Source organism: Pseudomonas sp. PSB18, from assembly GCF_014596565.1.
Lineage (GTDB): Bacteria > Pseudomonadota > Gammaproteobacteria > Pseudomonadales > Pseudomonadaceae > Aquipseudomonas.
In genome coordinates this window covers 221,088-246,083 of record NZ_NOIN01000005.1, presented here as the reverse complement: position 1 = coordinate 246,083, position 24,996 = coordinate 221,088, and the positions used below count along the sequence as shown (strand labels likewise).

Annotated in this window: 23 protein-coding genes; 11 read left to right on the top strand and 12 right to left on the bottom strand. The window is 63.4% G+C overall.

The features are described from left to right. Nucleotides 1-96: 96 nt before the first annotated feature. Nucleotides 97-831 carry an SDR family NAD(P)-dependent oxidoreductase gene (locus tag CGA22_RS14615; protein WP_041021395.1) on the bottom strand — a complete coding sequence of 245 codons (735 nt, stop codon included), beginning with the start codon at nt 829-831 and terminating at the stop codon, nt 97-99. 242 nt (nt 832-1,073) lie between these two features. Beyond that, nucleotides 1,074-1,280, bottom strand: coding sequence for a tautomerase family protein (locus CGA22_RS14610; protein WP_003202537.1), 207 nt, complete (start codon nt 1,278-1,280; stop codon nt 1,074-1,076). 127 nt (nt 1,281-1,407) lie between these two features. Here CGA22_RS14610 and CGA22_RS14605 point away from each other — a divergent pair, with 127 nt between their 5' ends. Then, on the top strand, nt 1,408-2,331 hold the full coding sequence (locus CGA22_RS14605; RefSeq protein ID WP_041021394.1) for a LysR family transcriptional regulator: 924 nt from the start codon (nt 1,408-1,410) through the stop codon (nt 2,329-2,331). Between the two features lie 138 nt (nt 2,332-2,469). Here CGA22_RS14605 and CGA22_RS14600 read toward each other — a convergent pair whose 3' ends face one another. After that, nucleotides 2,470-2,904, bottom strand: a complete 435-nt coding sequence (locus tag CGA22_RS14600) for a nuclear transport factor 2 family protein (RefSeq protein WP_041021393.1) — start codon at nt 2,902-2,904, stop codon at nt 2,470-2,472. Between the two features lie 157 nt (nt 2,905-3,061). Further along, nucleotides 3,062-3,958, bottom strand: a complete 897-nt coding sequence (locus tag CGA22_RS14595; protein WP_188258628.1) for a LysR substrate-binding domain-containing protein — start codon at nt 3,956-3,958, stop codon at nt 3,062-3,064. 107 nt (nt 3,959-4,065) lie between these two features. On the opposite strand from CGA22_RS14595, the gene CGA22_RS14590 reads away from it, so the two are divergent. From CGA22_RS14590 to nahK, 5 genes are all read left to right on the top strand, one after another. Continuing rightward, on the top strand, nt 4,066-5,463 hold the full coding sequence (locus CGA22_RS14590; protein ID WP_041021391.1) for an MFS transporter: 1,398 nt from the start codon (nt 4,066-4,068) through the stop codon (nt 5,461-5,463). Further along, nucleotides 5,460-6,734: a glucarate dehydratase family protein gene (locus tag CGA22_RS14585; RefSeq protein ID WP_041021390.1), complete on the top strand. Its 1,275-nt coding sequence runs from the start codon at nt 5,460-5,462 to the stop codon at nt 6,732-6,734. Before CGA22_RS14590 ends, CGA22_RS14585 begins: the two co-directional genes overlap by 4 nt. 349 nt (nt 6,735-7,083) lie before the next feature. Then, nucleotides 7,084-8,268 (top strand): porin, encoded by a 1,185-nt coding sequence (locus CGA22_RS14580; RefSeq protein ID WP_041021389.1) that lies wholly within the window; start codon nt 7,084-7,086, stop codon nt 8,266-8,268. Between the two features lie 183 nt (nt 8,269-8,451). Then, entirely contained in the window at nt 8,452-9,615 is a 1,164-nt protein-coding gene (gene nosP / locus CGA22_RS14575; protein WP_041021388.1) for a nitric oxide-sensing protein NosP, read from the top strand. Further along, nucleotides 9,545-12,187, top strand: coding sequence for a hybrid sensor histidine kinase/response regulator NahK/ErcS' (nahK, locus tag CGA22_RS14570; RefSeq protein WP_084213722.1), 2,643 nt, complete (start codon nt 9,545-9,547; stop codon nt 12,185-12,187). Before nosP ends, nahK begins: the two co-directional genes overlap by 71 nt. Nucleotides 12,188-12,352: 165 nt before the next feature. Here nahK and CGA22_RS14565 read toward each other — a convergent pair whose 3' ends face one another. The 6 genes from CGA22_RS14565 to CGA22_RS14540 form a co-directional block, all read right to left on the bottom strand. Beyond that, nucleotides 12,353-13,018, bottom strand: coding sequence for a response regulator transcription factor (locus CGA22_RS14565; protein ID WP_041021386.1), 666 nt, complete (start codon nt 13,016-13,018; stop codon nt 12,353-12,355). A gap of 55 nt (nt 13,019-13,073) precedes the next feature. After that, nucleotides 13,074-13,607 carry a PQQ-dependent catabolism-associated CXXCW motif protein gene (locus tag CGA22_RS14560; RefSeq protein ID WP_041021385.1) on the bottom strand — a complete coding sequence of 178 codons (534 nt, stop codon included), beginning with the start codon at nt 13,605-13,607 and terminating at the stop codon, nt 13,074-13,076. A 243-nt stretch (nt 13,608-13,850) separates the two neighbouring features. Then, nucleotides 13,851-14,642, bottom strand: coding sequence for an ABC transporter permease (locus CGA22_RS14555; RefSeq protein WP_041021384.1), 792 nt, complete (start codon nt 14,640-14,642; stop codon nt 13,851-13,853). Then, entirely contained in the window at nt 14,639-15,370 is a 732-nt protein-coding gene (locus tag CGA22_RS14550; RefSeq protein WP_041021383.1) for an ABC transporter ATP-binding protein, read from the bottom strand. Before CGA22_RS14550 ends, CGA22_RS14555 begins: the two co-directional genes overlap by 4 nt. Continuing rightward, complete coding sequence (locus CGA22_RS14545) at nt 15,367-16,356, bottom strand: YVTN family beta-propeller repeat protein (RefSeq protein WP_041021382.1); 990 nt, start codon at nt 16,354-16,356, stop codon at nt 15,367-15,369. The genes CGA22_RS14550 and CGA22_RS14545 overlap by 4 nt, the downstream gene beginning before the upstream one ends. Nucleotides 16,357-16,383: 27 nt before the next feature. Continuing rightward, the gene (locus CGA22_RS14540) at nt 16,384-17,550 is read right to left on the bottom strand and encodes an ABC transporter substrate-binding protein (protein ID WP_041021381.1); all 1,167 of its coding nucleotides are present in this window, start codon (nt 17,548-17,550) and stop codon (nt 16,384-16,386) included. A 374-nt stretch (nt 17,551-17,924) separates the two neighbouring features. Between CGA22_RS14540 and CGA22_RS14535 the strand changes: the two genes are divergently transcribed. Both CGA22_RS14535 and CGA22_RS14530 read left to right on the top strand, forming a co-directional pair. After that, nucleotides 17,925-19,184 (top strand): histidine kinase, encoded by a 1,260-nt coding sequence (locus CGA22_RS14535; RefSeq protein WP_041023128.1) that lies wholly within the window; start codon nt 17,925-17,927, stop codon nt 19,182-19,184. After that, nucleotides 19,181-19,819, top strand: coding sequence for a response regulator transcription factor (locus CGA22_RS14530; RefSeq protein ID WP_041023127.1), 639 nt, complete (start codon nt 19,181-19,183; stop codon nt 19,817-19,819). The genes CGA22_RS14535 and CGA22_RS14530 overlap by 4 nt, the downstream gene beginning before the upstream one ends. A gap of 159 nt (nt 19,820-19,978) precedes the next feature. On the opposite strand, the gene CGA22_RS14525 is transcribed toward CGA22_RS14530, so the two are convergent. Together CGA22_RS14525 and exaA are read right to left on the bottom strand one after the other, a co-directional pair. Beyond that, nucleotides 19,979-20,620 carry a pentapeptide repeat-containing protein gene (locus CGA22_RS14525; protein WP_041023126.1) on the bottom strand — a complete coding sequence of 214 codons (642 nt, stop codon included), beginning with the start codon at nt 20,618-20,620 and terminating at the stop codon, nt 19,979-19,981. Nucleotides 20,621-20,760: 140 nt separating this feature from the next. Further along, the gene (gene exaA, locus CGA22_RS14520; protein ID WP_041023125.1) at nt 20,761-22,626 is read right to left on the bottom strand and encodes a quinoprotein ethanol dehydrogenase; all 1,866 of its coding nucleotides are present in this window, start codon (nt 22,624-22,626) and stop codon (nt 20,761-20,763) included. A gap of 252 nt (nt 22,627-22,878) precedes the next feature. Between exaA and pedF the strand changes: the two genes are divergently transcribed. The 3 genes from pedF to CGA22_RS14505 are packed head-to-tail and all read left to right on the top strand — an operon-like array spanning nt 22,879 to nt 24,990. Then, nucleotides 22,879-23,340 carry a cytochrome c-550 PedF gene (gene pedF / locus CGA22_RS14515; protein WP_041023124.1) on the top strand — a complete coding sequence of 154 codons (462 nt, stop codon included), beginning with the start codon at nt 22,879-22,881 and terminating at the stop codon, nt 23,338-23,340. A 5-nt stretch (nt 23,341-23,345) separates the two neighbouring features. After that, nucleotides 23,346-24,221 (top strand): substrate-binding periplasmic protein, encoded by an 876-nt coding sequence (locus tag CGA22_RS14510; RefSeq protein WP_041023123.1) that lies wholly within the window; start codon nt 23,346-23,348, stop codon nt 24,219-24,221. 10 nt (nt 24,222-24,231) lie between these two features. Further along, nucleotides 24,232-24,990: a quinoprotein dehydrogenase-associated SoxYZ-like carrier gene (locus CGA22_RS14505; protein ID WP_041023122.1), complete on the top strand. Its 759-nt coding sequence runs from the start codon at nt 24,232-24,234 to the stop codon at nt 24,988-24,990. Nucleotides 24,991-24,996: the final 6 nt, after the last annotated feature.

Here is a 24,996-nt window from a genome sequence, read left to right as displayed (position 1 = left end):
CCTGTGGGAGCGAGCGTGCTCGCGATAGCGGAATTTCCAGCTGACACACCGCCATCGCGAGCAGGCTCGCTCCCACAAAGGAAACTGCGGCGACTCCTACCACTTGCCCGTGCTCATCCCGCCATCCACCGGCAGCACCGCGCCAGTCGTAAAGTCGGCGCCCGCCAGGTACAGCACCGCCTCGGCAATTTCCCCGATGGTGCCCACGCGGCCGGCAGGTGCCAGGTTGTTGAGGAATTCGCGATGAGCGGGGTCATGCATCGGTGTATCGATGATGCCGGGCGCGACGGCGTTGACCTTGATGTTGTGCGGCGACAGCTCAAGGGCCAGGGCGCGGGTCATCTGGTTGACGCCACCCTTGATCAACACTGGCAGCGCGGCCGGCACCTGGATGTTCGGTTGCAGGGCCACGGCGGCGGAAATATTGATGATGAAGCCTTGCCGACGACTGATCATGTGCGCGGCGGCCGCCTGGCTGGCATAAACCAGTCCCTTGAGGTTGGTGTCCAGCAGTGACTCCAGGTCTTGGGGGCTGTATTCGATGAAGGGTTTGGGCAGGAAGAACCCGGCATTGTTCACCAGCCCATCAACGGCGCCGAACGCTTCGACGGCCTTGGCGATGAGCTGGGTCGAAGTCGCCGGGTCGGCGATATCGCCGGCCACACCGATGAAGCGGGCCGAATGATCGAATTGGCCGGCGGCATCATCCAGCCCCGTGCGGGAGCGGGCGTTGCCGACCACGTTGTAACCGTGATCCAGAAACGCCTTGACCAGACCCAGGCCGATGCCGCTGGACGCGCCGGTGATGATGACGGTTTTGTTGAGACTCATGATGTGACTCCTGATCGTTGAGTTGAACCGCTGCGCCAGTAGGGGCGGTGGTTGAGATCAGAGTATTGATGCGCTCGGGATTGATAAACGGGATTGGCGGTACTTGAGTTGATACCTGATGTAATCAATCTCCCATTCAACAGTAAGCCCCTGTGGGAGCGAGCTTGCTCGCTCCCACAGGGGGAAGTTGGCAGGCACAAAAAAGCCCGGTCAATCAGGCCGGGCTTGATAGAAGCAGGTGCTCACTCTTTGGGAAGACTTCGATACTGCGTGGTCGTCATGCCCGCATAACCCCAGTTATCCGTATCGACTTCCTCGATCACGATATGGGTCAGGTGCGGGTCCTTGCCCAGTACGCGCTGGAGGGTTTCGGTGATCTCCGAGATCACCTGGGCTTTCTGTTCGCGGGTGACGCCATCGCGGGTGATACGCACATTGACGAAAGGCATGTTGCACTCCTGCTGGTTGAGAGAAGGTGCGCAGGTTTCCCCGCGCGACCGAAGCCACTGTATTTATACGCCACGGGCTGATAAACAGGCAGCTGTGATCTTCAGTTGATACACGGTGTAATGAATCATGAAGCGACATTTCGACGACCTGCAATTGGGCAGCATAGAACTGTTCTGCCTGGCGGCCGAAGCGGGCAGCTTCACGGCGGCGGCCCAAGTGGCGGGTGTTACCCCGGCGGCGGTGAGCCGTTCGATCTTTCGCCTGGAGGAACGCCTGGGCTCACGCCTGTTCGTGCGCACCACCCGCAGCATCCGCCTGACCGAGGCCGGGAAGACCTATTTCGAGCAGTGCCGGCAGGCGCTGACCCAGTTGGTGGAGGCGCAACAGGAGATGATGGGGGCGCAATCGATGCCGTCCGGACAACTGCGCATCAGCCTGCCCACCACCTACGGTCATCACCGGATCCTGCCCTTGCTGCCGGCCTTCCGTGCGCTGTATCCGCAAGTCAGCGTGGACGTGCACCTGAGCAATCGGAACATCGACTTCGTCGCCGAGGGCTATGACCTGGCGATTCGGGTCCGGGCCCAGCCGGACTCTTCCCTGATCGCCCGTTTACTGGAGGATGCGAAGCTGGTGGTGGTCGCCGCGCCGGACTATCTGCACAGGGTCGGCACACCGCGCACCCTCGAAGACCTGGACGCTCACGAATGCATCCAGTTCGAGTTGCCCAGCAGCGGTCGGCGAATTTCCTGGTTGTTCAATGTCGATGGCAAGGAGCGGGAGGTGTTCGGCCAGGGCAACTATTGCTGCTCGGACGATGTGCTGGGCGGGGTGACGCTGGCCAGGCATGGCGCGGGACTGTTCCAGACCTACCGCTTCATCGTCGAACAGGAACTGGCGGACGGGAGCCTGGTGGAAGTGCTGCAGCCTTTCAGTGGCCGCTCACGTCCCTTCACCTTGCTCTACCCCCATGGCCGCTACATGCCCCAACGGGTCCGCGCCTTCGTCGATTTCCTGTTGCAGCACCGGGAGCAGTGGGCAGGCAGCTAAGGGCAATCCCTGTGGGAGCGAGCCTGCTCGCGATAACGGTAGTCACTGGACTGACGCCATCGCGAGCAGGCTCGCTCCCACATTGGGTTCAGGGTTGACCGCAAGACCACTGTCTATTGATAGACCCTGTGGAAGTGATTAGAACTTGAACGCCTGCCGCCCGATCAGCAGCCACTTGCCATTCTTCTGTTTCTGCCAGATCTGGAAGTTCTCGATTTCAGTCGGCACGATGTCGGTGCCCTTGATCGCCTGAGCCGAGAAATGGTTGCGCACCAGGGCCGTGTCACCGGACAGGGTGATTTTCTGGTTCTGCATTTCCAGGGTCTTGAACGCGCTCTTGCCGGTTTCGATGTCGGCGATGAAGGCTTTCTTGTCCTGGATGTTGCCGCTGGAGTGACCGTAGGTGAGGTTCTCGGCGGCCAGGGCCTGAAGCTGGGGGATGTCCTTGTGCAGCATGGCCTGGGTCAGGTGGTCGACGGCCTGGGCCACGTCTTGCTCGGCCGAAGCAGCGGCCGTGGCTGCGTAGCCGCCGAACAGGCACAGGAAGCTCATCACCAATGTCGCTTTTTTCATGGGGGTGTCCTTGTTGTTGTAGGTATGAGGAATGAGTGTCGAGAGCACTCATCTGTCATCGTACAACTACTTGGTGGTGACGGGAACACCTGAGTTGCTGATCGGTCGGGAACCGGACGAATGTGTACTCGACAAGCCTGCTTCGGCAGGCCACGGATCAAAATCCCTCGCGAACCGCCCCCCGAATCCCTTCCAGCAACATGGTGAACGCCGGGTTGTCATTGTCCTCGCGCCACACCAGGTGCAACTCGCTCTGTACCCCTTCGCCCAGATCGATCTCCCGGAACACCACCTGCTTGAACACCACGCTGGTGGCACAGCGCGGAACCAGTGCCAGGCCCATGCCGGCGTTGACCAGCGCCAGGATCGTCAGTGATGACCCCAGCCATTGCACGAATTGTGGCGCGACCCGGGCCGAGCGGAGCATGCCGGTGAGCAATTCGTTGAAGGGCGGGTAGGCGGAATGGGAATACATCAGGAACGGCTCGCCATCGAGGTCCTGGACACTGACGGATTCGGTGCGGGCCAGCGGATGACTGGCAGGCACCGCCAGGACAAAGGGTTCGCGCACCAGGCACTCGGTGGCGTAGCCGGTTTCCAGCAGCGGTGAGCGGACAATGCCCAGGTCGATGCGCCGCGCGCGCAGGGCCTCGTGCTGCTGGTAGGTATTCATTTCCGAGAGGACGATTTTGACCTGGGGCTGTTTCAGCCGTGCTTCGGCGATGACCTTGGGCAGGAACTCATAGACCGCGCTGCCGACGAAGCTGATGGTGACCGAGCCGATGTCGCCCTGGGCGAAGCGTCGGGCGGCCGTGGCGGCTTGTTGCGCCTGCTCCAGCAGGTTCTGCGCCTCGATGAAAAAAGCCCGGCCGGCGGCGGTGAGGGCAACGCTGCGGGTGCTGCGGGTGAACAGCTCGACGCCCAGGTGATGCTCCAGCAATTGGATCTGTCGGCTCAAGGGCGGTTGGGTCATGTTCAACCGTTCGGCGGCGCGGCGGAAATTGAGCTCCGTCGCGACGGTGGTAAAGCAGCGCAGTTGGGCCAGTTCAAACATTGATTCAATCCAGGTATCAATCAAGTGCCAAGTTAGATTAGACGGGAACAATACACCCCGTCCATCATCGAGCCGTTCCCCACAAAAACAACGATTGGGAGGCTCCCTTGAATAACGTAACGGACTCCACGCATGACAGTACCCTGGCGCGCGCCGCGGCCAAGGTCAAACGTCATGTACTGCCCCTGGTGGTGGTGATGTTCATCGTCAACTACATCGACCGGGTCAACATCGGCTTCGTGCGCAGCCACCTGGAAACCGACCTGGGCATCGGTGCCGCCGCCTACGGGCTTGGCGCCGGGCTGTTCTTCGTCGGCTACGCGCTGTTCGAAGTGCCGTCCAACATGCTCCTGCAACGCTACGGCGCCCGGGCCTGGCTGACGCGGATCATGTTCACCTGGGGCGCGGCGGCGATGGCCATGGCCTTTGTGCGTGGCGAGACCAGTTTCTATGTACTGCGCTTCATTCTCGGTGCGGCGGAGGCGGGGTTCTTTCCCGGCATCATCTACTACTTCACCCAATGGTTGCCGGCCAACGAGCGCGGCAAGGCGATGGCGATCTTCCTCAGCGGTTCGGCCATCGCTTCGGTGATTTCCGGGCCGGTGTCCGGTGCGCTGTTGAATGTCAGCGGCATGGGCCTGCATGGCTGGCAGTGGATGTTCCTGATCGAAGGCTTTGCCTCCATTGTGCTGTGCGGGTTTGTCTGGTTCTGGCTGCAATCGCACCCCAACCAGGCCAAATGGCTGACCGCTGAAGAGAAAGCAGTGTTGACCGCGACGATTGCCGAAGAACAGCGGGCCCGGGAAGCCGCCCAGGTGGTCAAGCCATCGATGTTCAAGCTGCTCGCCGACCGGCAGATCGCGCTGTTCTGTTTCATCTACTTCTCCATCGCCCTGACGATCTACGGCGCCACGTTCTGGCTGCCGAGCATGATCAGGAAAATGGGCAGCCTGGGGGATTTCCAGGTCGGTTTGCTCAACTCCATCCCGTGGATCATTTCCATCGTGGCGATGTACGCCTTCGCGGCCCTGGCCGGTAAATGGAAATTCCAGCAAGCGTGGGTGGCGGCGACCCTGGTGATCGCGGCGTTCGGCATGTTCATGTCCACCACCGGCGGGCCTATCTTCGCCTTCGTCGCCATCTGTTTCGCGGCCATTGGTTTCAAGGCCGCGTCGGCGCTGTTCTGGCCGATTCCCCAGGGCTACCTGGACGCCCGCATCGCGGCGGCGGTGATTGCCCTGATCAACTCCATCGGCAACCTCGGCGGCTTCGTCGCACCGACGGCGTTCGGTTTCCTGGAGCAGACCACCGGCTCCATCGAGGGCGGCCTGTATGGCCTGGCGATTACCTCGCTGGTCGCCGCCGTGGTGATCTTCTTCGCCCGTACCTCACCGGGGCGTGACACGCCCAACTCATTGTCCGGCAAGCGTGAAACCGTCGCGCAGGCCAATCCACCGGAAAACACCCAAGCCTTGAACCCTGGCCCATCGGGAGCCGCTGTATGAAGATCAAACGCGTCACCGTCACCCCCATTGCCTTTCGCGATCCGCCATTGCTCAACGCCAGCGGCATTCATGAGCCGTTTGCGCTGCGCTCGATCATCGAGATCGAGAGTGACAACGGCTACATCGGTCTGGGCGAGAGCTATGGCGATGCGCCGGCCCTGGCGATCCAGCAACAACTGCAGGACCAACTGATCGGCCTGGACCCGTTCAACCTCAACCAGTTGCGGGCCATCGTCCAGGCCACCGTCGCCGCGCAGCGGCCCGCCAGTGTCGCCGGTGCCGAACTGGCGCCGGGCTCCCATGCGAGCAAGGCCGTGAGCAATGCCTATTCGGCATTCGAAGTGGCCTGCCTGGACCTGCAGGCCCATTACCTGAACGTGCCGCTGGTGGATCTGCTGGGCGGCGCGATTCGCGATGAGATCCCGTTCAGCGCGTACCTGTTTTTCAAGTACGCCGAGCACATCGATTCGCCGTATCCGCCGGACAGCTGGGGCGAGGCGCTCAATGAACAGCAGATCGTCGCCCAGGCCCGGCGCATGATCACCGACTACGGTTTCAAGAGCATCAAGCTCAAGGCGGGTGCACTGGAACCGGAGCATGAAGTGGCGTGCATCAAGGCGCTGAAACAGGCCTTTCCCGGCTACCCGTTGCGCATCGACCCGAATGCCAACTGGTCGCTTGAAACCTCCATTCGCATGGCTGAACTGCTGGGCGATGACCTGCAGTATTACGAAGACCCGACGCCGGGTCTGGAGGGCATGTCCGAGCTGCACAAGCGCACCGGCCTGCCGTTGGCGACCAACATGGTGGTCACCGATTTCGACGAGTTCCGCCGCAGCGTAGCGCTGAACAGCGTGCAGATCGTGTTGGCCGACCACCATTACTGGGGTGGCCTGCGGGACACCCAGGCGCTGGCGAAAATGTGCGACACCTTTGGCCTCGGCGTGTCGATGCATTCGAACTCGCACCTGGGCATCAGCCTCATGGCCATGGCCCACGTAGCCGCCGCGGTGCCGAACCTGGACTATGCCTGCGACACCCATTACCCATGGCAGGAGCCGGATGAGGAGGTGATCAAGGGAGGCAAGCTGCCGATTGTCGATGGCTGCGTGAAAATCACCCGGGCGCCGGGACTCGGGCTGGAGCTGGACCGGGACCAACTGGGCATGCTGCATGAACAGTTCCTGCGTTGCGGCATTCGCCAGCGCGATGATGTGCGGCAGATGCAGCGCTACCGGCCGGACTGGAAGACCGTCAAGCCGAGGTTCTGAGTGGATGGTGCCACGGGTCTGCGGGAGCTTCGCTGCCACAGACCCGTGGGGAACTCTGTGGGAGCCGAGCTTGCTCGCGATGACGGCGCTACCTTCAACAGAAAATGCAAGCTGACACACCGCCATCGCGAGCAAGCTCGGCTCCCACAGGTTTCAGTGTTCGCCCACCGATCAATCGGCCCACACCCAAAGTACCGCGTCCGCCGGCAGTGCAGTCGTACACCCAAACTGCCGCGCCGGACCGGCGCTTCCAAAGCACCCGCCAATTGCCTCCAAGGCAGCGTATGGCGGGGCCCGTAGCCTTTCGATAATCGCCTCCGACATCCCGTCCCCTGTTGCGGAGCGCGCCATGCACAACAATAAAAATACCCGTCGCCGTCTTATGCCTGCGGTCATCGCCAGCCTCTCGACCCTCGGCCTGACGCCTTGGGCCCAGGCCGAAATCATGCTGTACGACAAGGACCAGACCACCTTTTCCACCGACGGCTACATCAACGCCTTCTACGTCAACAGCGACGTGGACCGGGCAGGGGAGCAGTACGATCGGCGCCAGGCGCGGGTCAAGATGGGGTTCCTGCCCAACTACCTGGGTTTCAACATGAGCAAGCAGGTCGATGACCTCAAGCTGGGCGCTCGCACGTCGTTCTGGGTGACCATCAACGACAGCGAAACCAACGGCACCGACACTGCCATCGACGTGCGCCAGTTCTACGGCACCGTCGCCAGCCCGGAGTGGGGCGAGGTGTTGATCGGCAAGGACTTCGGCCTGTTCGCCCGCTCCAACATCCTGCTCGACGAATTGCTCGCCGGCTACGGTCAGGTCAGCGACACCCTGGGGCTGGTGGACGGCGGTGGCGTATCGTTCGGCAACATCGGCAGCGGCTATCCCTATCCGTTCCCGACCTCGCAGATCACCTATCGCACCCCGGTCATGGACGGGCTGCGGGTGGCGGTGGGGATCATGGACCCGGTGGACACCAACGACAACAGCGCCACCGGCAAGGCCTACCAGGAAAACCCGCGCACCGAGAGCGAGATCACTTACCAGTTCGACCTCGGCGGCGCGAAGATCTACAGCTGGCTCAACGGCAGCTACCAGACCTCGGACAACACCGACTCCACCGTCGAATCGGTGACCTCCAAAGGCCTCGGTTATGGCGTGCAGGCGAAGATGGGCGGCCTGTCGCTCACCGGCTCCGGGTTCACCGCCAAGGGCATCAACCCGTTCTTCACCAACAATGCCGGCGAAGCGACGTTGCGCAACGTCGACAGCAAGGGTTATCTGCTGCAAGGCTCCTACAAGCTGGGCAAGAACCGCCTGGCGCTGTCCTACGGCAAGACCGATGACGACGGCAACGGCGTGGTGGGCAGCGGTGCCGATTATGAAACCCGCGGCATTGCGCTGTTCCATGACGTCAACGACAACCTCAAGCTCGTGGCCGAGTACAACCAGTTCGAAATCAACGGCCACGATACCAGCGCTCAGAACGAAGACACCGATACGTTTGCGGTGGGGGCTGTGTTGACCTGGTAGAAAGTGAATCCCCTCGCCACAAAGGGATTCGGTGTTCGAGAGTTTGTGGTGGCCCCAGCCGTGCGCATCGCGGCCCGGGCCGCCACCGTTCTCATCCCATGGAAGCGCACACCCGCTACCCAAGTAGCATTCGTGGGCCCGGCGCGGCTTCGTACACTCAAGGCTCCTGTCACGGAGGCGAAGATGCAGCAGGCCCAGAGCGAAGGCGTGGTAAGCGCGATGTCCCAGGCAACGGATGTCGAGCAAGTGGCCCAGGAACTGGCGCGGCAGTTGCTGCATCCGTATCTGGGCTTCGTGCTGTTTTTCTGTTCCGCTGAATACGACCTGCCGGCCCTCGGCCAGGCATTGTCCCGGAGCTTCGGCGGGATTCGCCTGGTGGGCTGCACCAGTGCCGGGGAAATCACCGCCCAGGGTTATGGTCGCAACTGCGTGACAGCCGTGGGGTTCGATCACCGGCATTTTTCCATTGCCGCCGAGTTGATCGGTGAAATGGGCCACTTCAGCCTGATCGACGCCCAGCAGATGGTCGAGCGCCTGGCGAGCGGCTGTCGCAGCAATGCCCTGGCACCGATCAAGGGGCACAGCTTTGCGCTGACCCTGCTCGACGGTCTGTCCAGCCGCGAAGAGATGGTGCTCGCGGCGCTGAGCGCTGCCCTGGGGGACATCCCGCATTTTGGCGGTTCGGCCGGCGACGACAATTACCTGACCCACACCCACGTGTACTTCGAAGGCCAGTTCCACAGCGGCGCGGCCGTGGTGGTGCTGATCAATACCTGGCTGGAATTCGAGGTCTTCACCACCCATCACATCCTGCCCCGGGAAGAGAAACTGGTGGTGACCGGCGCCGACAGCGCTTCGCGCCGGGTCTATGAACTCAACGCTGAACCCGCCGCCGAGGAATACGCCCGGCATATCGGCGTGCCGGTGAGCGCCCTCGACTACCGGGTGTTCGCCGCCCATCCGCTGGCGGTACGCATCAACGACCAGTATTACGTGCGGGCCGTCCAGCAGGTGCACCCGGACCTGAGCCTGAGTTTCTACTGCGCGGTGGAGAACGGCATCGTCCTCACGGCCATGACCCCGGGCCCCTTGTTGACCAACCTGGAAAACCTTTTTGACGGCTTGCAGGCGCGGCTCGGCGATCTGTTGCTGACCATCGGCTGCGACTGCTTCCTCAGGCGCCTGGAGCTGGAAGATCGCGGCGGCCTGGAGCAGATCGGCCAGTTCCTGTGCAAACAACGGGTGATGGGTTTCAACACCTACGGAGAACAGTTCAATGGCATGCACATCAACCAGACCTTCACCGGAGTTGCCATTGCCCGCCATCGCGTCCCCGGTCATCGCTGATCTGCAAGCGCAGATCGCCGGACTGCAACACGAAAACCACAAGTTGCAGCGCATCAACGCCGCGTTGATCGAACGGGTGGAGTCCGGCGTAACCCGGGGCAGCGACCCGTATGCGGCGTTCCAGCATTCGGTGGTGCTGGCCGAGCAGGTGCGCGAGCGCACCGATGCGCTGAACCAGGCCATGGCCGAGCTCAAGACCGGCAATCATCTGCTCGGTGAGGCGCGGTTGCGGGCGGAAACGGCCCATCGGCACCTGATCGATGCCATCGAAAGTATTTCCGATGCGTTCGTGCTGTTCGACGCACAACAACGCATCGTCCTGTTCAACAGCCGCTTCAAGGCGTTCTGGGCCCACAGTCGGGTGCGCATCATGGCCGGGATGCGCCTGGGCGAGGTCAAGCGCCTGATGACCGCCAACGGCTTGTTCAGCGAAGAAAACCGCGGCCAGGATGATGAGCATGTGCTGTATCGCCTGCAGAACGGCCGCTGGTTGCAGGTCAGCGAGCGGCCGACCCAGGAGGGTGGCCGGGTGATCCTGTTCACCGACATCACCGACGTGAAACTCAGTGAAACCGTGCGCCGCGAGCAGGCCATCGCGCAGAAGTCTCACCTGTTGCAGCGTGCGGTGGACAACCTCTCCCAGGGCGTGGCGATGGTCAACGCCCAGGGTGTGCTGGAGTTGTGGAACCGGCGCTTCCTGGAGCTCAGCGGTCTGGCCCCGATGGCGGCCCACCGGCCGTTCAGCGAAGTGATTGCCGACAGCGAGCTGCAACTGTTGACCCCGGCCAGCCGCGACAGCAACGGTCGATTGATTCATGAACGCGAGCAGCGCCTCTCCGATGGGCGGGTCCTGGAAATCCGCACCCATCCGCTGCCCACCGGTGGCTACGTCAACACCTTCACCGACATCACCGAGCGCTACCAGCATGCCGAGGCGTTGAGCGAAAGCGAGCGCTGGATCCGCCTGATCACCGACCATGTGCCGGCGCTGATCGCCTACGTCAATGCCGACCTGGTCTATGAATTCACCAACAAGGTCTACGAGCAATGGTATTGCTGGCCCCGTGGCGTGATGCTCGGCCAGAGCCTGCGCGAAGCCCACAGCGAGCAGCATTACCAGCGCCTGGAAGCCTACGTGGCCCGGGCGCTCGCCGGGGAGAGCGTGACGTTCGAGTTCGCCGAAACCAACATCAACAACCAGGAACGCTACATGTTGCGTTCCTACGTGCCGAACCGCCTGGCCAATGGCGAGGTGGTGGGGATCTTCGTGCTGATCCGTGATATCACCGAACGACGCCGCACCGCCGAGGCGCTGCACCAGGCCTATCAGAACCTGGAACAGCGGGTCCAGGAGCGCACGGCTGAACTGACGACGCTCAACGAACAGTTGTTGCGCGAGATCGACGAGCGCAGCCGCGTGGAACTGCGCCTGCGCGAAGCCAAGCGCGAGGCCGAGCAGGCCAACCTGTCGAAGACCAAGTTCCTGGCGGCGGTCAGCCACGATCTGCTGCAACCGCTCAACGCCGCGCGACTGTTTACCAGCGCCTTGCTCGAACGGCGTGAGCCGGTGGCGAATGCGCATCTGGTGCGCAACGTCAGCAACTCCTTGCAGGACGTGGAGAACCTGCTGGGTACCCTGGTGGACATCTCCAAGCTCGATGCCGGGGTGATCAAGGCGGACATCGCGCCGTTCGCCCTCAGCGAACTGCTCGACAACCTCGCCGCCGAGTACGCCCAGGTCGCTCGTAGCGAGGGGCTGGCGCTGCGCTTCGTGCCCTGTTCGGTGCTAGTGCGCAGTGACATGCAGCTACTCGCCCGGATCCTGCGCAACCTGCTGAGCAATGCCATCCGCTACACCCCTAGCGGTCGCGTGGTGCTGGGGTGCCGACGCCACGGTCAGCGGGTGTCGATCCAGGTCTGGGATTCCGGCATCGGCATTGCCGAAGAGCGCCTGGAGGAAATTTTCCAGGAGTTCAAGCGCGGCGATGTACAGCGTCCCAACCAGGATCGCGGGTTGGGCCTGGGCCTGGCGATTGTCGAGAAGATCGCCGGGATCCTCGGCCATCGGATTCATGTACGCTCGTGGCCGGGCAAGGGTTCGATGTTCGCCATCGACGTGCCGCTGAGCGCCACCGCGCCCAAGCCGGTGCCGTGCGTGGACATGAGCGAGCCGATGCTGGAGCGCTTGCGCGGGGCGCGGATCTGGGTGCTGGATAACGACGCGGCGATCTGCGCAGGCATGCGCACGTTGCTGGAAGGCTGGGGCTGTCGGGTCATCACCGCGCTGTCGGAACAGGACCTGGTGCGCCAGGTGGACAGCGACCACGCCGAGGTGGACCTGTTGATCGCCGACTATCACCTGGACAACGACCAGAACGGCGTCGACGCCGTGGCCCGGATCAACGCCCGCCGCAGGTCAGCGATCCCGGCCATGCTGATCACCGCCAACTACAGCAACGAACTCAAGCAACAGATCCGCGAGCGCGGGCACACCCTGATGCACAAACCGGTGCGGCCGATGAAGTTGAAGATTGCGATGAGTCATTTGTTAGGCAAGCCCCAGAGCCACTAAGCCGAATCCAATTGTGGCGAGGGGATTTATCCCCGCTGGGCTGCGAAGCAGCCCCTTTTCAAGCATTCCGACTTTGTGTCGACTGAACTATTTTTGGGGCCGCTTCGCGCCCCAGCGGGGATGAATCCCCTCGCCACAGAAGCAAGGTGTATGGCTTGAACCGTATCAACGCCGCAGATACGCCCCGAAATCGATATCCCCCGCACTGAGGATCGCCTGCACCCGGTTGTGCACGTTGAGTTTGCGCAGAATCGCCGAGACGTGGGCCTTGACCGTGGTTTCGGCGATGTCGAGGGTGTAGGCGATCTGTTTGTTCGATTCGCCCTTGGTCATGCGCTCGAGCACCAGCAGTTGCTTGCGGGTCAGGGCCTGGAGCAGTTCGGGCGGGAAGGCCGGGGTTTCGTTCAGGCGCCGGCCGACCGGGTTCTTCTGGGTGCGGATGATGTCCGGTGGCAGGTACACGTTGCCGTTGAGGATCTGCTCGATGGCGTCGGTCATCTGCGAGCGCGGCGAGGACTTGGTGATGAACCCCACCGCGCCGTAGGTGATGGCCTGCAAGACAATCTGCTTGTCCTGCTCGGCGGAGACGATCACCACGGGAATGGTCGGGGCCTCGTTGCGCAGGTTGATCAGGCCATTGAGGCCATGCATGCCGGGCATGTTCAGGTCCAGCAGAATCAGGTCCAGGTCGTCATGCTCGGCGGTCAGGGCCAGGGCGCTGTCCAGGTCGGCGGTTTCCATGACTTCGCTGCCCGGAAAACCGTCGCTGATGACGTTATGGATGGCTTCGCGAAACAGTGGGTGATCGTCGGCTATCAGGATTTTATACATGGCCATTCACCTCGTTATTGTGTTGGGGCTGGAGCAGTTGCACGCACGTTCAAGCTCAGGGAAACGGTTCAGGTCGCGCCGCTTGCAGGGGTAGGTGGGCAGCTTCCCATGCGTCGACGCCGTCGCGGTACCAATACAAATGCTTATAGCCCATGGCTGCGGCGCGTTTTACCGCGTTCCAGCTCAGCCAGCAATCGGAGCGGCAGTAAAAGACCAGCGGTTGATCCTGCCGCCCGGCGGTGGCCTGGCGCAGGTGGTAAGCGAAGTAATCCTGCCAGATCGAGTCGAGCTCGCCGTCGCCGGTATTGGCCAGCCAGAGGCTGCCGGGGAGGTTGGCGTGGGGCTCGTTGTCGATGAAGCGTCCCTGGACCCAGGGCCGACGGTAGACGTCGATCAACACCGGGGTGGGTGTCTGTTCGAGCAATTGCTGCAACGCCGGGGTATCGACCGTCCGGGCGCCTTCCACTGCGTCGGGAGTGGGGCTGCGATACCGGTCGATGCGATAGCCCTGGGGGGAAAACAACACCGTGTCGGCCCGCGCGACATTCAACCACAGGCCCAGCAAGACGACCGCCAGTAAACGGAGCATAGGATTGATCCTTATTGTTATGCGTCCATTACATGACAGGGTCGCGGTCTTGGGAATGCGACCATGGACAGGGAAAGCAGTACTAAAGTCGTAAATTCAGTCGTGCACGCCGCCGATCTCGTGGGAGCGAGCCTGCTCGCGATAGCGGTGGATCAGTCAGTAAGCATGTGACTGAAGCTCCGCTATCGCGAGCAGGCTCGCTCCCACAGTGGGTTCACTTTCGAGAGGCATGCCGAGACGGGATCAACCGGCCTTGCGCAGCGCCGCATGTTGCGGGTTGAAGGTCCACACCGCCGCTAGCGCGAACACCAGGGTCAACCCCGTGCACACCGTCATCGCCAGCAGGTTGAACTGCCCATACAAGGCATACCGCAGCAGTTCCACACCGTGGGTGAACGGGTTCACCGCACACAGCCAGTACAACCAGGGACTGGCCTCGAGCATCTTCCACAGTGGGTACAACGCCGAGGACAGGAAGAACATCGGGAAAATCACGAAGTTCATCACCCCGGCGAAGTTCTCCAGTTGCCGGATCGCGTTGGACAACAGCAAGCCCAGGGCGCTGAGCATCAGCGCCACCAACAACAGCGCCGGCAGCGCCAACAACAGCCCTATGGCCGGCGGCTGGACGCCATACAGCCAGGCGATGGCGAGGAAGGCGTAGACCTGCAGCAACGAGATCAACGACGTCGCCAACAGTTTGCTTGCGAGCAGGAAAGCCCGGGGCAGGGGGCTGGTCAGCAGCACTCGCATGCTGCCCATTTCCCGGTCGTAGACCATCGAGAGCGAACCCTGCATGCCGTTGAACAGCAGAATCATGCAGGCCAGCCCAGGCACGATGTACACCTCGTAGGGAATGTAGGTGTCGTAGGGCGCAATGATCGCGATGCCCAGTGCTGCCCGAAAGCCGGCGGCGAACACCAGCAGCCACAGCAGCGGGCGTACCAGGGCGCTCAGCAGTCGTGTGCGCTGCAGTACGAAGCGCAGCCATTCGCGCATGACGATGCCGCTGAAACATTGCCAATACGCGTTCATGCCTGGGCTCCCGAGGTGGTCAAGCGGGTGAAGGCCGAGCCCAGGGTGCCGCCATGTTCCTGGCTCACGGCCTCGGCGCGGCCGCTGGCGACCAGGTGGCCCTGGTGCACGATCAGCAGATCGTCACAGGGTTGTACTTCATCCAGCAGGTGGGTGGTCCAGAGCACGCTGATGCCGTGTTCGTCACACAGTTGGCGAATGTGCCGGCCCAGGGCCTGGCGGCTGGCCGGATCGAGACCGACGCTGGGTTCGTCCAGCAGCAACAGGCGAGGTTCGTGCAACAGCGCCCGGGCGATTTCCACCCGGCGACGATGCCCTCCGTTGAGCGCTCTGACCCGCTCGTGACGTCGCTCGGTCAACTGCTGGCGGGCCAGTTCGGCGTCGATCCGGGCCATCCCTTCGCGCCGCGACAAACCGTGCAAGGCGAGGTGATAGCGCAGGTTCTGTTCGACGCTCAAGTCCAGGTCCAGGGTGCTTTGCTGGAACACCACGCCCAGCTGTTGCAGGGCCGGCCGTGGCGAATGCTGCAAGGAATGGCCGCCGACACGGATCTCGCCACGCTGCACATCGTAAAGGCGCGTGAGCAGGGCGATCAGGGTCGATTTGCCGGCGCCGTTGGGCCCCAGCAGCGCGGCGAAGCGCCCGGCGGCGAGGCTGAATTTCATCTGCTTGAGGGCTTCGCGCGGCCCGTAGGCAAAGCTCAGGTCGCTGACCTCCAAGGCGTTCATGGCGTCACCACCACACCCCAGGGGTAGCGCCCGACTTTCACCGATTTGAGCACCTTGCGGCTCTGCACGTCGATCACCGAGACATCGCCGCTGACGCCATTGGTGGCCAGCAACTGACGCTGGTCCGGGGTGAATGCCAGCTGCCAGACCCGGCGGCCCACCAGCAGGTAATCCAGGATTTCAAAGGTCTTGGCGTCGATCACCGCCACATGGTTGGCCGGGCCCAGGGCGACAAAGGCCAACTGGCCGTCGGCGCTGAGCTTGATGCCCACCGGCTGGACCTTGTCCGGGTGAACGCCCTTGATCTGGAAGGTCAGGGTCTTGAGCACCTTGCGGGTGGCGACATCGAGAATCGTCACGGTGCCGCCGATCTCCGCCGAGGCCCAGAGCTGGGTGCCGTCGCGATTGAACTCGACGAAGCGCGGTCGCTGATCCACCAGGGTGCTGTCGGCCAGGGTCTGGGTGCTGGTGTCGATCCAGTGCAGCATGTTGGTGGTTTCACTGGTATTGACGGTCCACCTGCCGTCAGGGCTGACGGCCATGCCCTCGGGCTCGACACCGACGCCGATCTGGCCCAGCACCTCGGAGGTCTGGGTGTCGATGACGGTCACCAGGGCGTCATCTTCGTTGGAAACGTAGAGCCAGCGGTCGTTGGGGTGCAGGGCAAACTGCTCCGGGTCTTTGCCGGATGGCAGTTCCTTGATGATCTTGCGGGTGGCGACATCCATCACCTGGACCCGGTCCGAATCGCTGGCGCAGATGTACAGCAGGCGATTGTCGTGGGACAGCAGCAAGCCCCGCGGACGCTGGCCCACCGGCAGGGTTTCCACCACTTCCAGGCTCTGCATGTCGATCAGGCTCAGGCTGTTGTCTTTCTCGTTCGAGACCCAGGCGGTGCTGGCGGCGGCAGGGCCGGTGGCGAGCAGCACCGCGCCGAGGGCGAGCACCTGGCGCAGCAGGATCGGTTGGAACAGCGGGCGGCGCATGGCGGTTTTCCTTATTGTTGTGGTCGATCAGGGGTAGCGACAGCTCACTTCGGGCTGGTCGTAGCCCAGGCTGTCCATTTCATTGCTGGGGTGCAGGAAGCCGTCCTGGGGCGAGGTGCTGACCAGGGCCCGTGGCTGGACCAGAGGAATCGGTTGGCGCAATTGCCCGTTCCAGGGGCGATAGCTGAGCTTGCGGCCCTTGAAGCCGTCCAGGGGCAACTGATCGCTCAAGGCCAACTGGCGAATGGCGAACGGGTCGGCCTGGCGCAGCTTGCTCACTGCGCTGGCGACGCTGCGCACGGCGATCCAGGCGGCGAAGTCGCGGTCGTTCATCCAGCGTCCGGCCAAGGCTTCGAAGCGTTTTTGCAATTGCGCCGCGCCGTAGGTTTCCACGGTCTTGTGCCAGCCGGTGGGTGTCAGTCCTTGGGTGCCGGCCACCGGACGCGGGTACCAGGTCTGGTAGGGCAGGTACTCGCCGAAGTCGCCACGCTCATCGGCCACCAACACTACGTCGTATTCGGCGGTCTGGGTGAACAGCGGCATGTCGGCCTGGGCGCTGCGGCGCTGGTCGTTATCGAACTGCCAGGCCTTCTCGGCGACGGTCTTCACGCCGAAGCGTTTCATGGCCCGGCGCAGGGCGCTGGCATAGGCCTGGTCTTCGGGCGTCTGCCCGACGATCAGCAACGCCTTCTGCCATTTGCGCACGACACTGAATTGCACCAGGGCATCGGCGAGCATGGCCCGATCGGGCAGGCTGTGCAGCACGTTGCCCAGGCAATCGGTGGTACGCAGGCTGTCATCGGGGCTGCCGGCATTGAACAGCAGGCTGTCGGGCAGGGCGGCGCTGAGTTGGCGCAGGCTGGCGGCCGGGGCGTTGACCACGAACAACCGCAGGCCCTGCTCATGTTGCGCGCGGGCGGCCTGGAGCAAGGCTTCGGGACTGTCGGCGCTGGCGCTTTCCAGGCGGTAATCCTGCTTGAGAAAACGCCCGGTGCTGTTGCTGTCGATGATCGCCAGTTCAGCGCCGCGCAAGCCCGCGTCGGCAGGCTCGGTAATGACGTTGGACAGCAGCGGCCCCGGATCGGGACGGTAGCCCAGGTAACCGATGCGCACCTGCAACGGCATCGCGTCCTCGGCCTGGGCGGTGATGGCTGTCATCAGAGCGATCAAGGTGAAACTGACGAGCCGGCGCATAACACCTCCATTGCGGGTAACGCCAGCATAGGAAGCCCTTGGTCAGGGGGAAATATGCAGAAAGTACCGCCGGGGCAGTACTAAGGTAGTAGCTCGCCGTAGGCGTCGGGGTTTTAGGATGCAGACCATCGTCATTCATCAGGGAGCGGACAGACCGTGCAGACTTTCAAGGCCTTGCTGCTGCCGTTGTTGCTGATACTGAGCTTGATTGGGGTCGATCGATTGTCCGGCAATCACCGCCGCCCCCCTGTGGGAGCGAGCCTGCTCGCGATGGCGGCGGCACATCCAACCTCTCTGCCGACTGGAGCACTGCTATCGCGAGCAGGCTCGCTCCCACAGGGGATCTGTGTCGATGCCGTGATGGGGTGTTGAGCATGTCGGCCCTGTGGCGGATCAATCTGTGGGTGACGGCCTTCTTCGGCCTGGTCACGCTGGCCTGTGGGGGCTTGTTGCTGCATCAGGCCATGACCGACGTAAAGCGCGAGCTGCAATCGGCCGGTTCCGTGGTGCAATACCTGCGTGAAACCGCCGAGCGCGATCCGACCAGTCTCCAGGAGCGCCTGACCGGTAGCCTGCGCCATGTGCGGGTGCGCTGGTTGGCGCTGGGGGAGCACCTGCCGACGGCTGTCGACGGTGGGCTGAAGGCCTGGCTCGGCCATCAACTGCTCGTCGATGGCCCGACGCCTCAGGTGGTCGGCCTGCGGGATGGTCGTCAGGCCTGGATTGCCGTCGACCCGCGGGACGAAATCGAGGAAATCCTCGATTCGCTGGTGCAACTGCTGGGCGTCTGCGCCATGGCCTTGTTGGCCAGTCTGCTGGTGATCCGCTGGGCGGTGCGCCGGGGCATGGGGTTGTTGGAAGAACTGCTCGAAGCGTTGCGCCAGGTATCGGCCGGCGATCTGCGGGTGCGCCTGCCTGCCGAAGGCATTCCGGAAGCGCGGCAACTGGCCGGGCACTTCAACCGGATGACCGCCGCCCTGGCCCGGTCCCAGGCCGATAACACCCGACTCACGCAGGCGCTGTTGGCTGTCCAGGAACAGGAGCGCACGCACTTGGCCCAGGCCCTGCACGATGACCTGGGCCAATACGTCGCCGGCATCCGCGCTCGGGCCTGCCTGTTGCGCCTGGTCACCGACCAGCCATCGGTGCTGGAGCAGACGGTCAGCCAGCTCGAAGAGCACTGCGAGCACTTGCAGCAAGGGTTCCGGGCGCTGGTGCACGACTTGTACCCGGTGGTGCTGCAGCACTTGCCGCTGGACGAAGCCATCGGATTGTTGGCGCGGCAATGCCAGGACACCCATGGCATCGCCTGCGAATTGCGAGTCGACGCCGCTTTGCCGCCGTTGTCAGGGTCAGACAAGACCCATCTGTATCGCCTGGTCCAGGAGGCGTTGACCAACGTTGCCCGGCATGCCAGCGCCACCCGGGTTCGGATCCGCCTGCGCCAGCGCGGCGGACGCTTGCGCCTGTGGGTGCGCGATAACGGCCTGGGGGCGACGCAGCCGCCCCGACCGGGTGTCGGCCTGCATTCGATGTCCGAACGGGCGCGCAGCCTGGGCGGCGAACTGCGTGTCATCTGCCGCCCCGGAGTCGGCTGGGCGCTGGCGGTAAATATCCCCCTGGAGGCGCGATGAACATTTTGTTGGTGGATGACCATGCAGTGGTCCGGCAGGGCTTCGCCAGCCTGCTGCGGGCCTTGATGCCTGATCTGCAAGTCCGCGAGGCGGCCACGGGCGAAGAGGCGCTGAGCCAGGTGCAGGAGCAGGTGCCGCACCTGGTGATCATGGATTTCGGCCTGCCCGGCATCAGTGGTCTGGAAACCACCCGGCGCCTACGCCAACGCCTGCCGCAACTGCGGGTGCTGTTCTTCAGCATGCACGATGAGTTGCCGCTGGTGCGTCAGGCGCTGGACGCCGGCGCCGCGGGTTACCTGACCAAGAACTCGGCGCCCCAGGTACTGGTGGAGGCGGTGCGACGGGTATTGGCCGGCCATGCCTATATCGAACAATCCCTGGCGACCCAACTGGCCTGTACCAGCTCCCGGCACGACGCCGACCCGCGCCTGCACTGCATGACCCAGCGCGAGCTGGAAATTTTCGTCATGCTCGCCAAGGGCACTCCCGCACGCATGATCGCCGAACAGTTGTGCATCAGCGCCAAGACCGTGTCCAACCACTTGACGCTGCTCAAGAGCAAGCTGCAGGTCAGCTCCCATGCCGAGCTGGTGCATTTGGGAATCGACATGGGCGTGGTGCGGGTGGCGGGGTGAAGGGCTGGTCATCACTGTGGCGAGGGAGCTTGCTCCCGCTGGGCTGCGAAGCGGCCCCTCACCAGCCGACCCCGCCAACCTGACCCATTGAGTTGGCAGGTTTTGGGGCCGCTTCGCGCCCCAGCGGGAGCAAGCTCCCTCGCCACAGGGTGCTGTCGATTACTGGTCCCAGCTGGCCGGGCAACCCGTGCAGCTCTCCATGTTTGCACTCTGGAAATTCCCGTAGTGCTGACGTGATCCGCTCAGGTTGGCCTTTTCCAGGTTGCTTTCCCCCAGCTTGGTTTCCTGCAGGTTGGCGTCGCGCAGGTCGGCGCCCTTGAGGTCAGCCTTGCTCAGCCAGGCCATTTCCAGATCGGCGGCTTGCAGGTTGGCGTCGTGCAGGCGCGCACCGGACAGCCGGGAAAATTGCAGGTACGCGGCACTCAGGTCGGCGCCCTGGAATTGTGCGCCTTGGGCGAACAGCCCCCAGCCCTGGATCGCCTTGAGCGTGGCATCGGTGCAGTCCGCCAGGCGCAGGTTGCTTTGTTGCAGGCTGGCGCGGGTCAGGTTGGCCCCTTGCAAGCGAGCCCGTTCGAGGTTGGCCAGGTCCAGCCGGGCATGGCGCAGGTCTGCACCCCGCAGGTCCGCGCCGCTGAGGTTCATCTTGCGCAGGTCCTGATTGGCCAGTTGAGCACCACGTAAATCGGCACCGGGGCATTGGCTGGACTCGGCGATGACGCAGCCGTTGAGGATCAGGGGCGCACCGGTGTCGTCGGCGTGGGCGTTGAGGGCGAGCAGCAATGCAAGGGGTAAGTAATTCATGGCAGTAAACTCGGTCAGCTCTGTGGGAGCGAGCCTGCTCGCGAAGCGGTGTGTCAGTCGACATCCATGCAGGCTGATCTAGCGCTTCGCGAGCAGGCTCGCTCCCACAGGGGAATGGGTTGAGGTTTTGAAGGCGCGCGCTACTTCTGCGCCGTCGCCTTGTCCCAGTCTGGAATCTTGAACACCCAGAACGAGCCACCCTGTGCCACAGGCTTGGTCAGCTCCGCCATGTCACCGCCCCACAACGGCACGGCACCGCCATAACCGACGGTCACGCCGATGTACTGCTCGCCGTCCTGTTCCCAGGTGATGGGGGGGGAGACGATGCCGCTGCCGGTCTGGAATTTCCACAGTTCCTTGCCGGTCCTGGCATCGAACGCCTTGAAGAAGCCATCACCGGTGCCGGTGAACACCAGGTTGCCCTGGGTCGCCAGCACGCCGGCCCACAACGGCAACGGCTCCTTGTGCTCCCAGACCACCTTGCCCGTGGTGGGGTTCATCGCCCGCAGGCTGCCGACGTGATCGTCGTACATGCGCTTGATGCGAAACCCCATGCCGAGGTAGGCCGAGCCCTTCTTGTAGTTCACCTCCTCGGTCCAGTATTCCTCTTTCCACTGGTTGCCCGGGACGTAGAACAGCCCGGTGTCCTGGCTGTACGCCATGGGGTTCCAGTTCTTGCCCCCCAGGAACGGCGGCGAGACTTCCACCGGCTTGCCCCGGGTTTCGCCGGGCAATGGCTTGGCCGGACGCTGGCCGGGGTTCTCCACGGGGCGACCGGTCTTGAGATCGATGTGGCTGGCCCAGGTGATGTTGTCGACGAAGGGGAACGCGTTCTGCAGCTTGCCGTTATTGCGGTCCACGACGTAGAAGAAGCCGTTGCGGTCGGCATGGGCGGTGGCCTTGATGACCTTGCCGTCCTTGTCCTTGTAGTCGAACAGCACCAGCTCGTTGTTGCCGGAGAAATCCCAGGCATCGTTGGGCGTGTGCTGGTAGAACCATTTCACTTCGCCCGTGCTCGGGTCGACGCCCACCTGGCCGGAGGTGTAGAGGCTGTCATAGTCGTGGGGATTGCCATCCTTGGCGGTCCGGGCCCAGGTGTTCCAAGGGCCGGGGTTGCCCGCGCCGACGATGATGGTGTTGGTCTCTGGGTCGAAACTGGCGCTCTGCCAGGGCGCGCCGCCGCCGTGGCTCCACGCTTCGACCTTGCCCGTCTCGGTGGTCTTGTCGTCGGGCCAGGAGGGCGCCTTCACATTGCCGGTGGGGGTGCTGTCCTTGCCGTTGAGGCGGCCCATGTGGCCCTCGACGAAGGGGCGCATCCAGACTTCCTCGCCCGTGTCGGGATCGCGGGCGAACAACTGCCCGACCACGCCGAATTCATCGCCGGAGCTGCCATGGATCAACAACACCTTGCCGCTGGTCTTGTCCTTGATCAGCACCGGGGCGCCGGTCATGGTGTAGCCGCCGGCGTGATCGCCGAACTTCTTGTTCCATACGACTTTGCCGGTGTTTTTGTCCAGGGCGACCACGCGCGCATCCAGGGTGCCGAAGTAGATCTTGTCGCCATAGATGGCCGCGCCGCGATTGACCACGTCGCAGCACGGGCGAATGTTGTCCGGCAGCCGGTGGTTATAGGTCCACAAGCGCTTGCCGGTCTTGGCGTCGAGGGCGAACACCCGTGAGTAGGAACCGGTGACGTAGACCACGCCGTCGCTGACGATGGCCTGGGACTCCTGGCCGCGCTGCTTCTCGTCGCCGAATGAGTAGGACCAGGCCGGGGTCAGCTTGAACACGTTCTTGTCGTTGACCTGGGCCAGCGGGCTCCAGCGCTGGGCGTTGGTACCCATGCCGTATTGCAGCACGTCCTGGGTGGTCAGGTGGTCGTTGGCGATGTCTTCCCAACTGACTCCCGGCGCTGCGGCGCTGGCCAAGGGGCTCAGCGACAGACTGCCGGCCAGCAGCAAGGCAACGGTCAGGGAGGAGAGGGCGGGTAGCGTTTTTATTCTCATGGTGGCAGTTCCCAGTGAAAGGTTTAGGCCCGACTAGGTTGGGTCGCGCCGGGGCTCGCCGATACGGAAAAAGTCCCGCCTTTGCCGGGAAGACTTCCCGAACCGCCTGTCTTTGCGACCTGCGTCGGATGACCTGCTACCAAGGAACTAGGACCCGACCACCAAAGCAGCATTCGGCTGGGGCGGCTCGATTCCTAAGATGACGGCACGGCCTCTGTAGAGAGGTCAGCGTGCAATCCAGAGGGCATAACAATGACAACAAAACGCAACGCCATCATCGCTACCGCTTTGCTGATGGGGCTGGCCGGCGCAGGCTCCGTGTGGGCCCATGGCAACGTAGTGCCCCAGGCAGTGGAGACCAAGGGCCTGACCCCGATCAAGGACACCGGCGTCGCGTTGGATGGCGACGGCTGGGCTTCAGTGAACCCTTACCGCACGTCGCCCGAGCATGACCGGGCCGTGGAGATCGGCTCATCGGCCTATAACCAGAACTGTGCGGCCTGCCACGGCCTGGAAGCCAAGTCCGGTGGGATTGCGCCCGACCTGCGCATGCTGGACGCCGCCGAAGCCGGTGATGAATGGTTCGTCGAACGGGTGCGCCACGGCGCGGTGCGCGACGGCCGCGTCTACATGCCGAAAATGGCCGATTACCTGAGCCAGGAAGCGCTCTGGGCGGTGCGCACTTACCTTGACAGCGTGCACGTCGAGGAGTGATCGCCATGCGCCTGTTCGCGTGGATAATCTGCAGCGTGCTGCTGTGTAGCCAGGCCGTGCAGGCGCAAGTGCGCAGCTACGACCAGATGATCGCCGCCGGTGAGTTGAAGGTGGCGGTCTACAAGGACTTCGCGCCGTACAGCTTCGAAGCCGACGGCCAGCCCAGGGGCGTCGATGTGGAACTGGCCCAGGCCCTGGCGAAGGCGCTGGGTGTGCACCTGAAACTGATCTGGGCGCCGCCCGGTGAGAAGCTCGATGACGACCTGCGCGATTACATCTGGCGCAGCAGTCCGCTGCACGACCGTCAACTGGCCGACATGATGATGCGCGTGCCCTACGATCACGACTATGTGCAAAGACGCAACGATGTCGGTGAGCTGGAAAACGCCCAGGTGGTGATGTTCGGGCCTTACCAGCAGGAGTGTTGGCAAGTGGCCTATGACCGCCGTCGATTGGATTCGGTGGGCAGCGTCGCGGTGTTCCAGCAGCATCCCATCGGGGTCGAAGTCGACAGCGTGCCGTCGTTCTACCTGACGTCGGTGTTCAACGGCATGCTCAGCGCCAGGACCCATCACTACCCCAGCGTTGGCCAGGCGTTCAAGGCCATGCAGGCGGGTGAGGTCGACGCTGTCATGGCCATGCGCGGCGAGGTCGACTGGCAGATCTACGAGGCCGCCGATCCGCAACTGGCCTTGGCGGAAAACGCCTACCCGAACATGGGCAAGCAGCGCTGGGAAATCGGCATGGCGGTGCACGAAAGCAACCGGCAACTGGCCTATGCAGTGGAGGAGGCGCTGGAAGGCCTCATCCGCGACGGCAGCCTCAAGGCCGTCTATGCCCATTACGGCCTGCGTTACGACGTGCCGGAGATGTATCAATAGGAGCGCAGGGATGAAGTGGCTCGCGTGTTGCCTGCTGGGGTTCGGCCTGCCGATGATGACGCTGGCGGCGGTCGAGCCGGGGAAGGACCCGGTTCCGTCGGTGATGTGGGCGTTCTATCACAAGCAACTGCTGGGCGACGCACCGTTCGTGTTCGACGAGCGGGTCCGGCTGCTGGCGCCACCCTTTGCCGAAGATGCCCGCCAGGTGCCGCTGGAAATCGATGCTCGCGCCTTCAGCGGTGATGTGGTCCGGATGCTGGCCTGGGCCGAGCTCAATCCGTTGCCCAGGATCGTCGATTTCCAGCCGGGGGAGCGAGTCCTGCCCTGGTTGTCGATCCGCATCCGCATCGAGCAAGCCACCCCATTGCGCGCCGCCGTACAGACTCGCGACGGTCTGTGGCACGTTGGTTCGACCCTGATCGACGCGGCCGGCGGTGGCTGTACCGCGCCCAGCGTGGTGCGCACCCAGCCCGGGTGGGAGGAACACCTGGGCGAAGTGCTCGGCGCCCGTTATCCCCGGGGCGACTCCAGCCGCCTGCGCGTGCAGGTGGCCCATCCGATGGACAACGGCCTGGTGAGCGGCATTCCTGAATTCTTCCTCAACCAGGCTCAATTGCTCGACGCCGACAACCGGGTGCTGGCGCGCCTGGAGCTGTTCCCGGCGGTCAGCGAAAACCCCAACCTGGGCTTCGACGTACAAGGCCCCGGACAGACCCGCCTGATGTTGCGCGACAACAGTGGCAATCAATTCGAGGCGGCGATCCCCTGACCCCAA

Coding starts and splice junctions, on each gene's coding strand:
- nahK (WP_084213722.1), top strand. CDS start 9,545: ATGGCATGCACATCAACCAGACCTTCACCGGAGTTGCCATTGCCCGCC.
- exaA (WP_041023125.1), bottom strand. CDS start 22,626: ATGAGAATAAAAACGCTACCCGCCCTCTCCTCCCTGACCGTTGCCTTG.
- CGA22_RS14535 (WP_041023128.1), top strand. CDS start 17,925: ATGTCGGCCCTGTGGCGGATCAATCTGTGGGTGACGGCCTTCTTCGGC.
- CGA22_RS14560 (WP_041021385.1), bottom strand. CDS start 13,607: ATGCTCCGTTTACTGGCGGTCGTCTTGCTGGGCCTGTGGTTGAATGTC.
- CGA22_RS14565 (WP_041021386.1), bottom strand. CDS start 13,018: ATGTATAAAATCCTGATAGCCGACGATCACCCACTGTTTCGCGAAGCC.
- CGA22_RS14505 (WP_041023122.1), top strand. CDS start 24,232: ATGAAGTGGCTCGCGTGTTGCCTGCTGGGGTTCGGCCTGCCGATGATG.
- CGA22_RS14540 (WP_041021381.1), bottom strand. CDS start 17,550: ATGCGCCGGCTCGTCAGTTTCACCTTGATCGCTCTGATGACAGCCATC.
- CGA22_RS14530 (WP_041023127.1), top strand. CDS start 19,181: ATGAACATTTTGTTGGTGGATGACCATGCAGTGGTCCGGCAGGGCTTC.
- CGA22_RS14595 (WP_188258628.1), bottom strand. CDS start 3,958: ATGTTTGAACTGGCCCAACTGCGCTGCTTTACCACCGTCGCGACGGAG.
- CGA22_RS14510 (WP_041023123.1), top strand. CDS start 23,346: ATGCGCCTGTTCGCGTGGATAATCTGCAGCGTGCTGCTGTGTAGCCAG.
- nosP (WP_041021388.1), top strand. CDS start 8,452: ATGCAGCAGGCCCAGAGCGAAGGCGTGGTAAGCGCGATGTCCCAGGCA.
- CGA22_RS14550 (WP_041021383.1), bottom strand. CDS start 15,370: ATGAACGCCTTGGAGGTCAGCGACCTGAGCTTTGCCTACGGGCCGCGC.
- CGA22_RS14585 (WP_041021390.1), top strand. CDS start 5,460: ATGAAGATCAAACGCGTCACCGTCACCCCCATTGCCTTTCGCGATCCG.
- CGA22_RS14605 (WP_041021394.1), top strand. CDS start 1,408: ATGAAGCGACATTTCGACGACCTGCAATTGGGCAGCATAGAACTGTTC.
- CGA22_RS14600 (WP_041021393.1), bottom strand. CDS start 2,904: ATGAAAAAAGCGACATTGGTGATGAGCTTCCTGTGCCTGTTCGGCGGC.
- CGA22_RS14615 (WP_041021395.1), bottom strand. CDS start 831: ATGAGTCTCAACAAAACCGTCATCATCACCGGCGCGTCCAGCGGCATC.
- CGA22_RS14555 (WP_041021384.1), bottom strand. CDS start 14,642: ATGAACGCGTATTGGCAATGTTTCAGCGGCATCGTCATGCGCGAATGG.
- CGA22_RS14580 (WP_041021389.1), top strand. CDS start 7,084: ATGCACAACAATAAAAATACCCGTCGCCGTCTTATGCCTGCGGTCATC.
- CGA22_RS14545 (WP_041021382.1), bottom strand. CDS start 16,356: ATGCGCCGCCCGCTGTTCCAACCGATCCTGCTGCGCCAGGTGCTCGCC.
- pedF (WP_041023124.1), top strand. CDS start 22,879: ATGACAACAAAACGCAACGCCATCATCGCTACCGCTTTGCTGATGGGG.
- CGA22_RS14525 (WP_041023126.1), bottom strand. CDS start 20,620: ATGAATTACTTACCCCTTGCATTGCTGCTCGCCCTCAACGCCCACGCC.
- CGA22_RS14610 (WP_003202537.1), bottom strand. CDS start 1,280: ATGCCTTTCGTCAATGTGCGTATCACCCGCGATGGCGTCACCCGCGAA.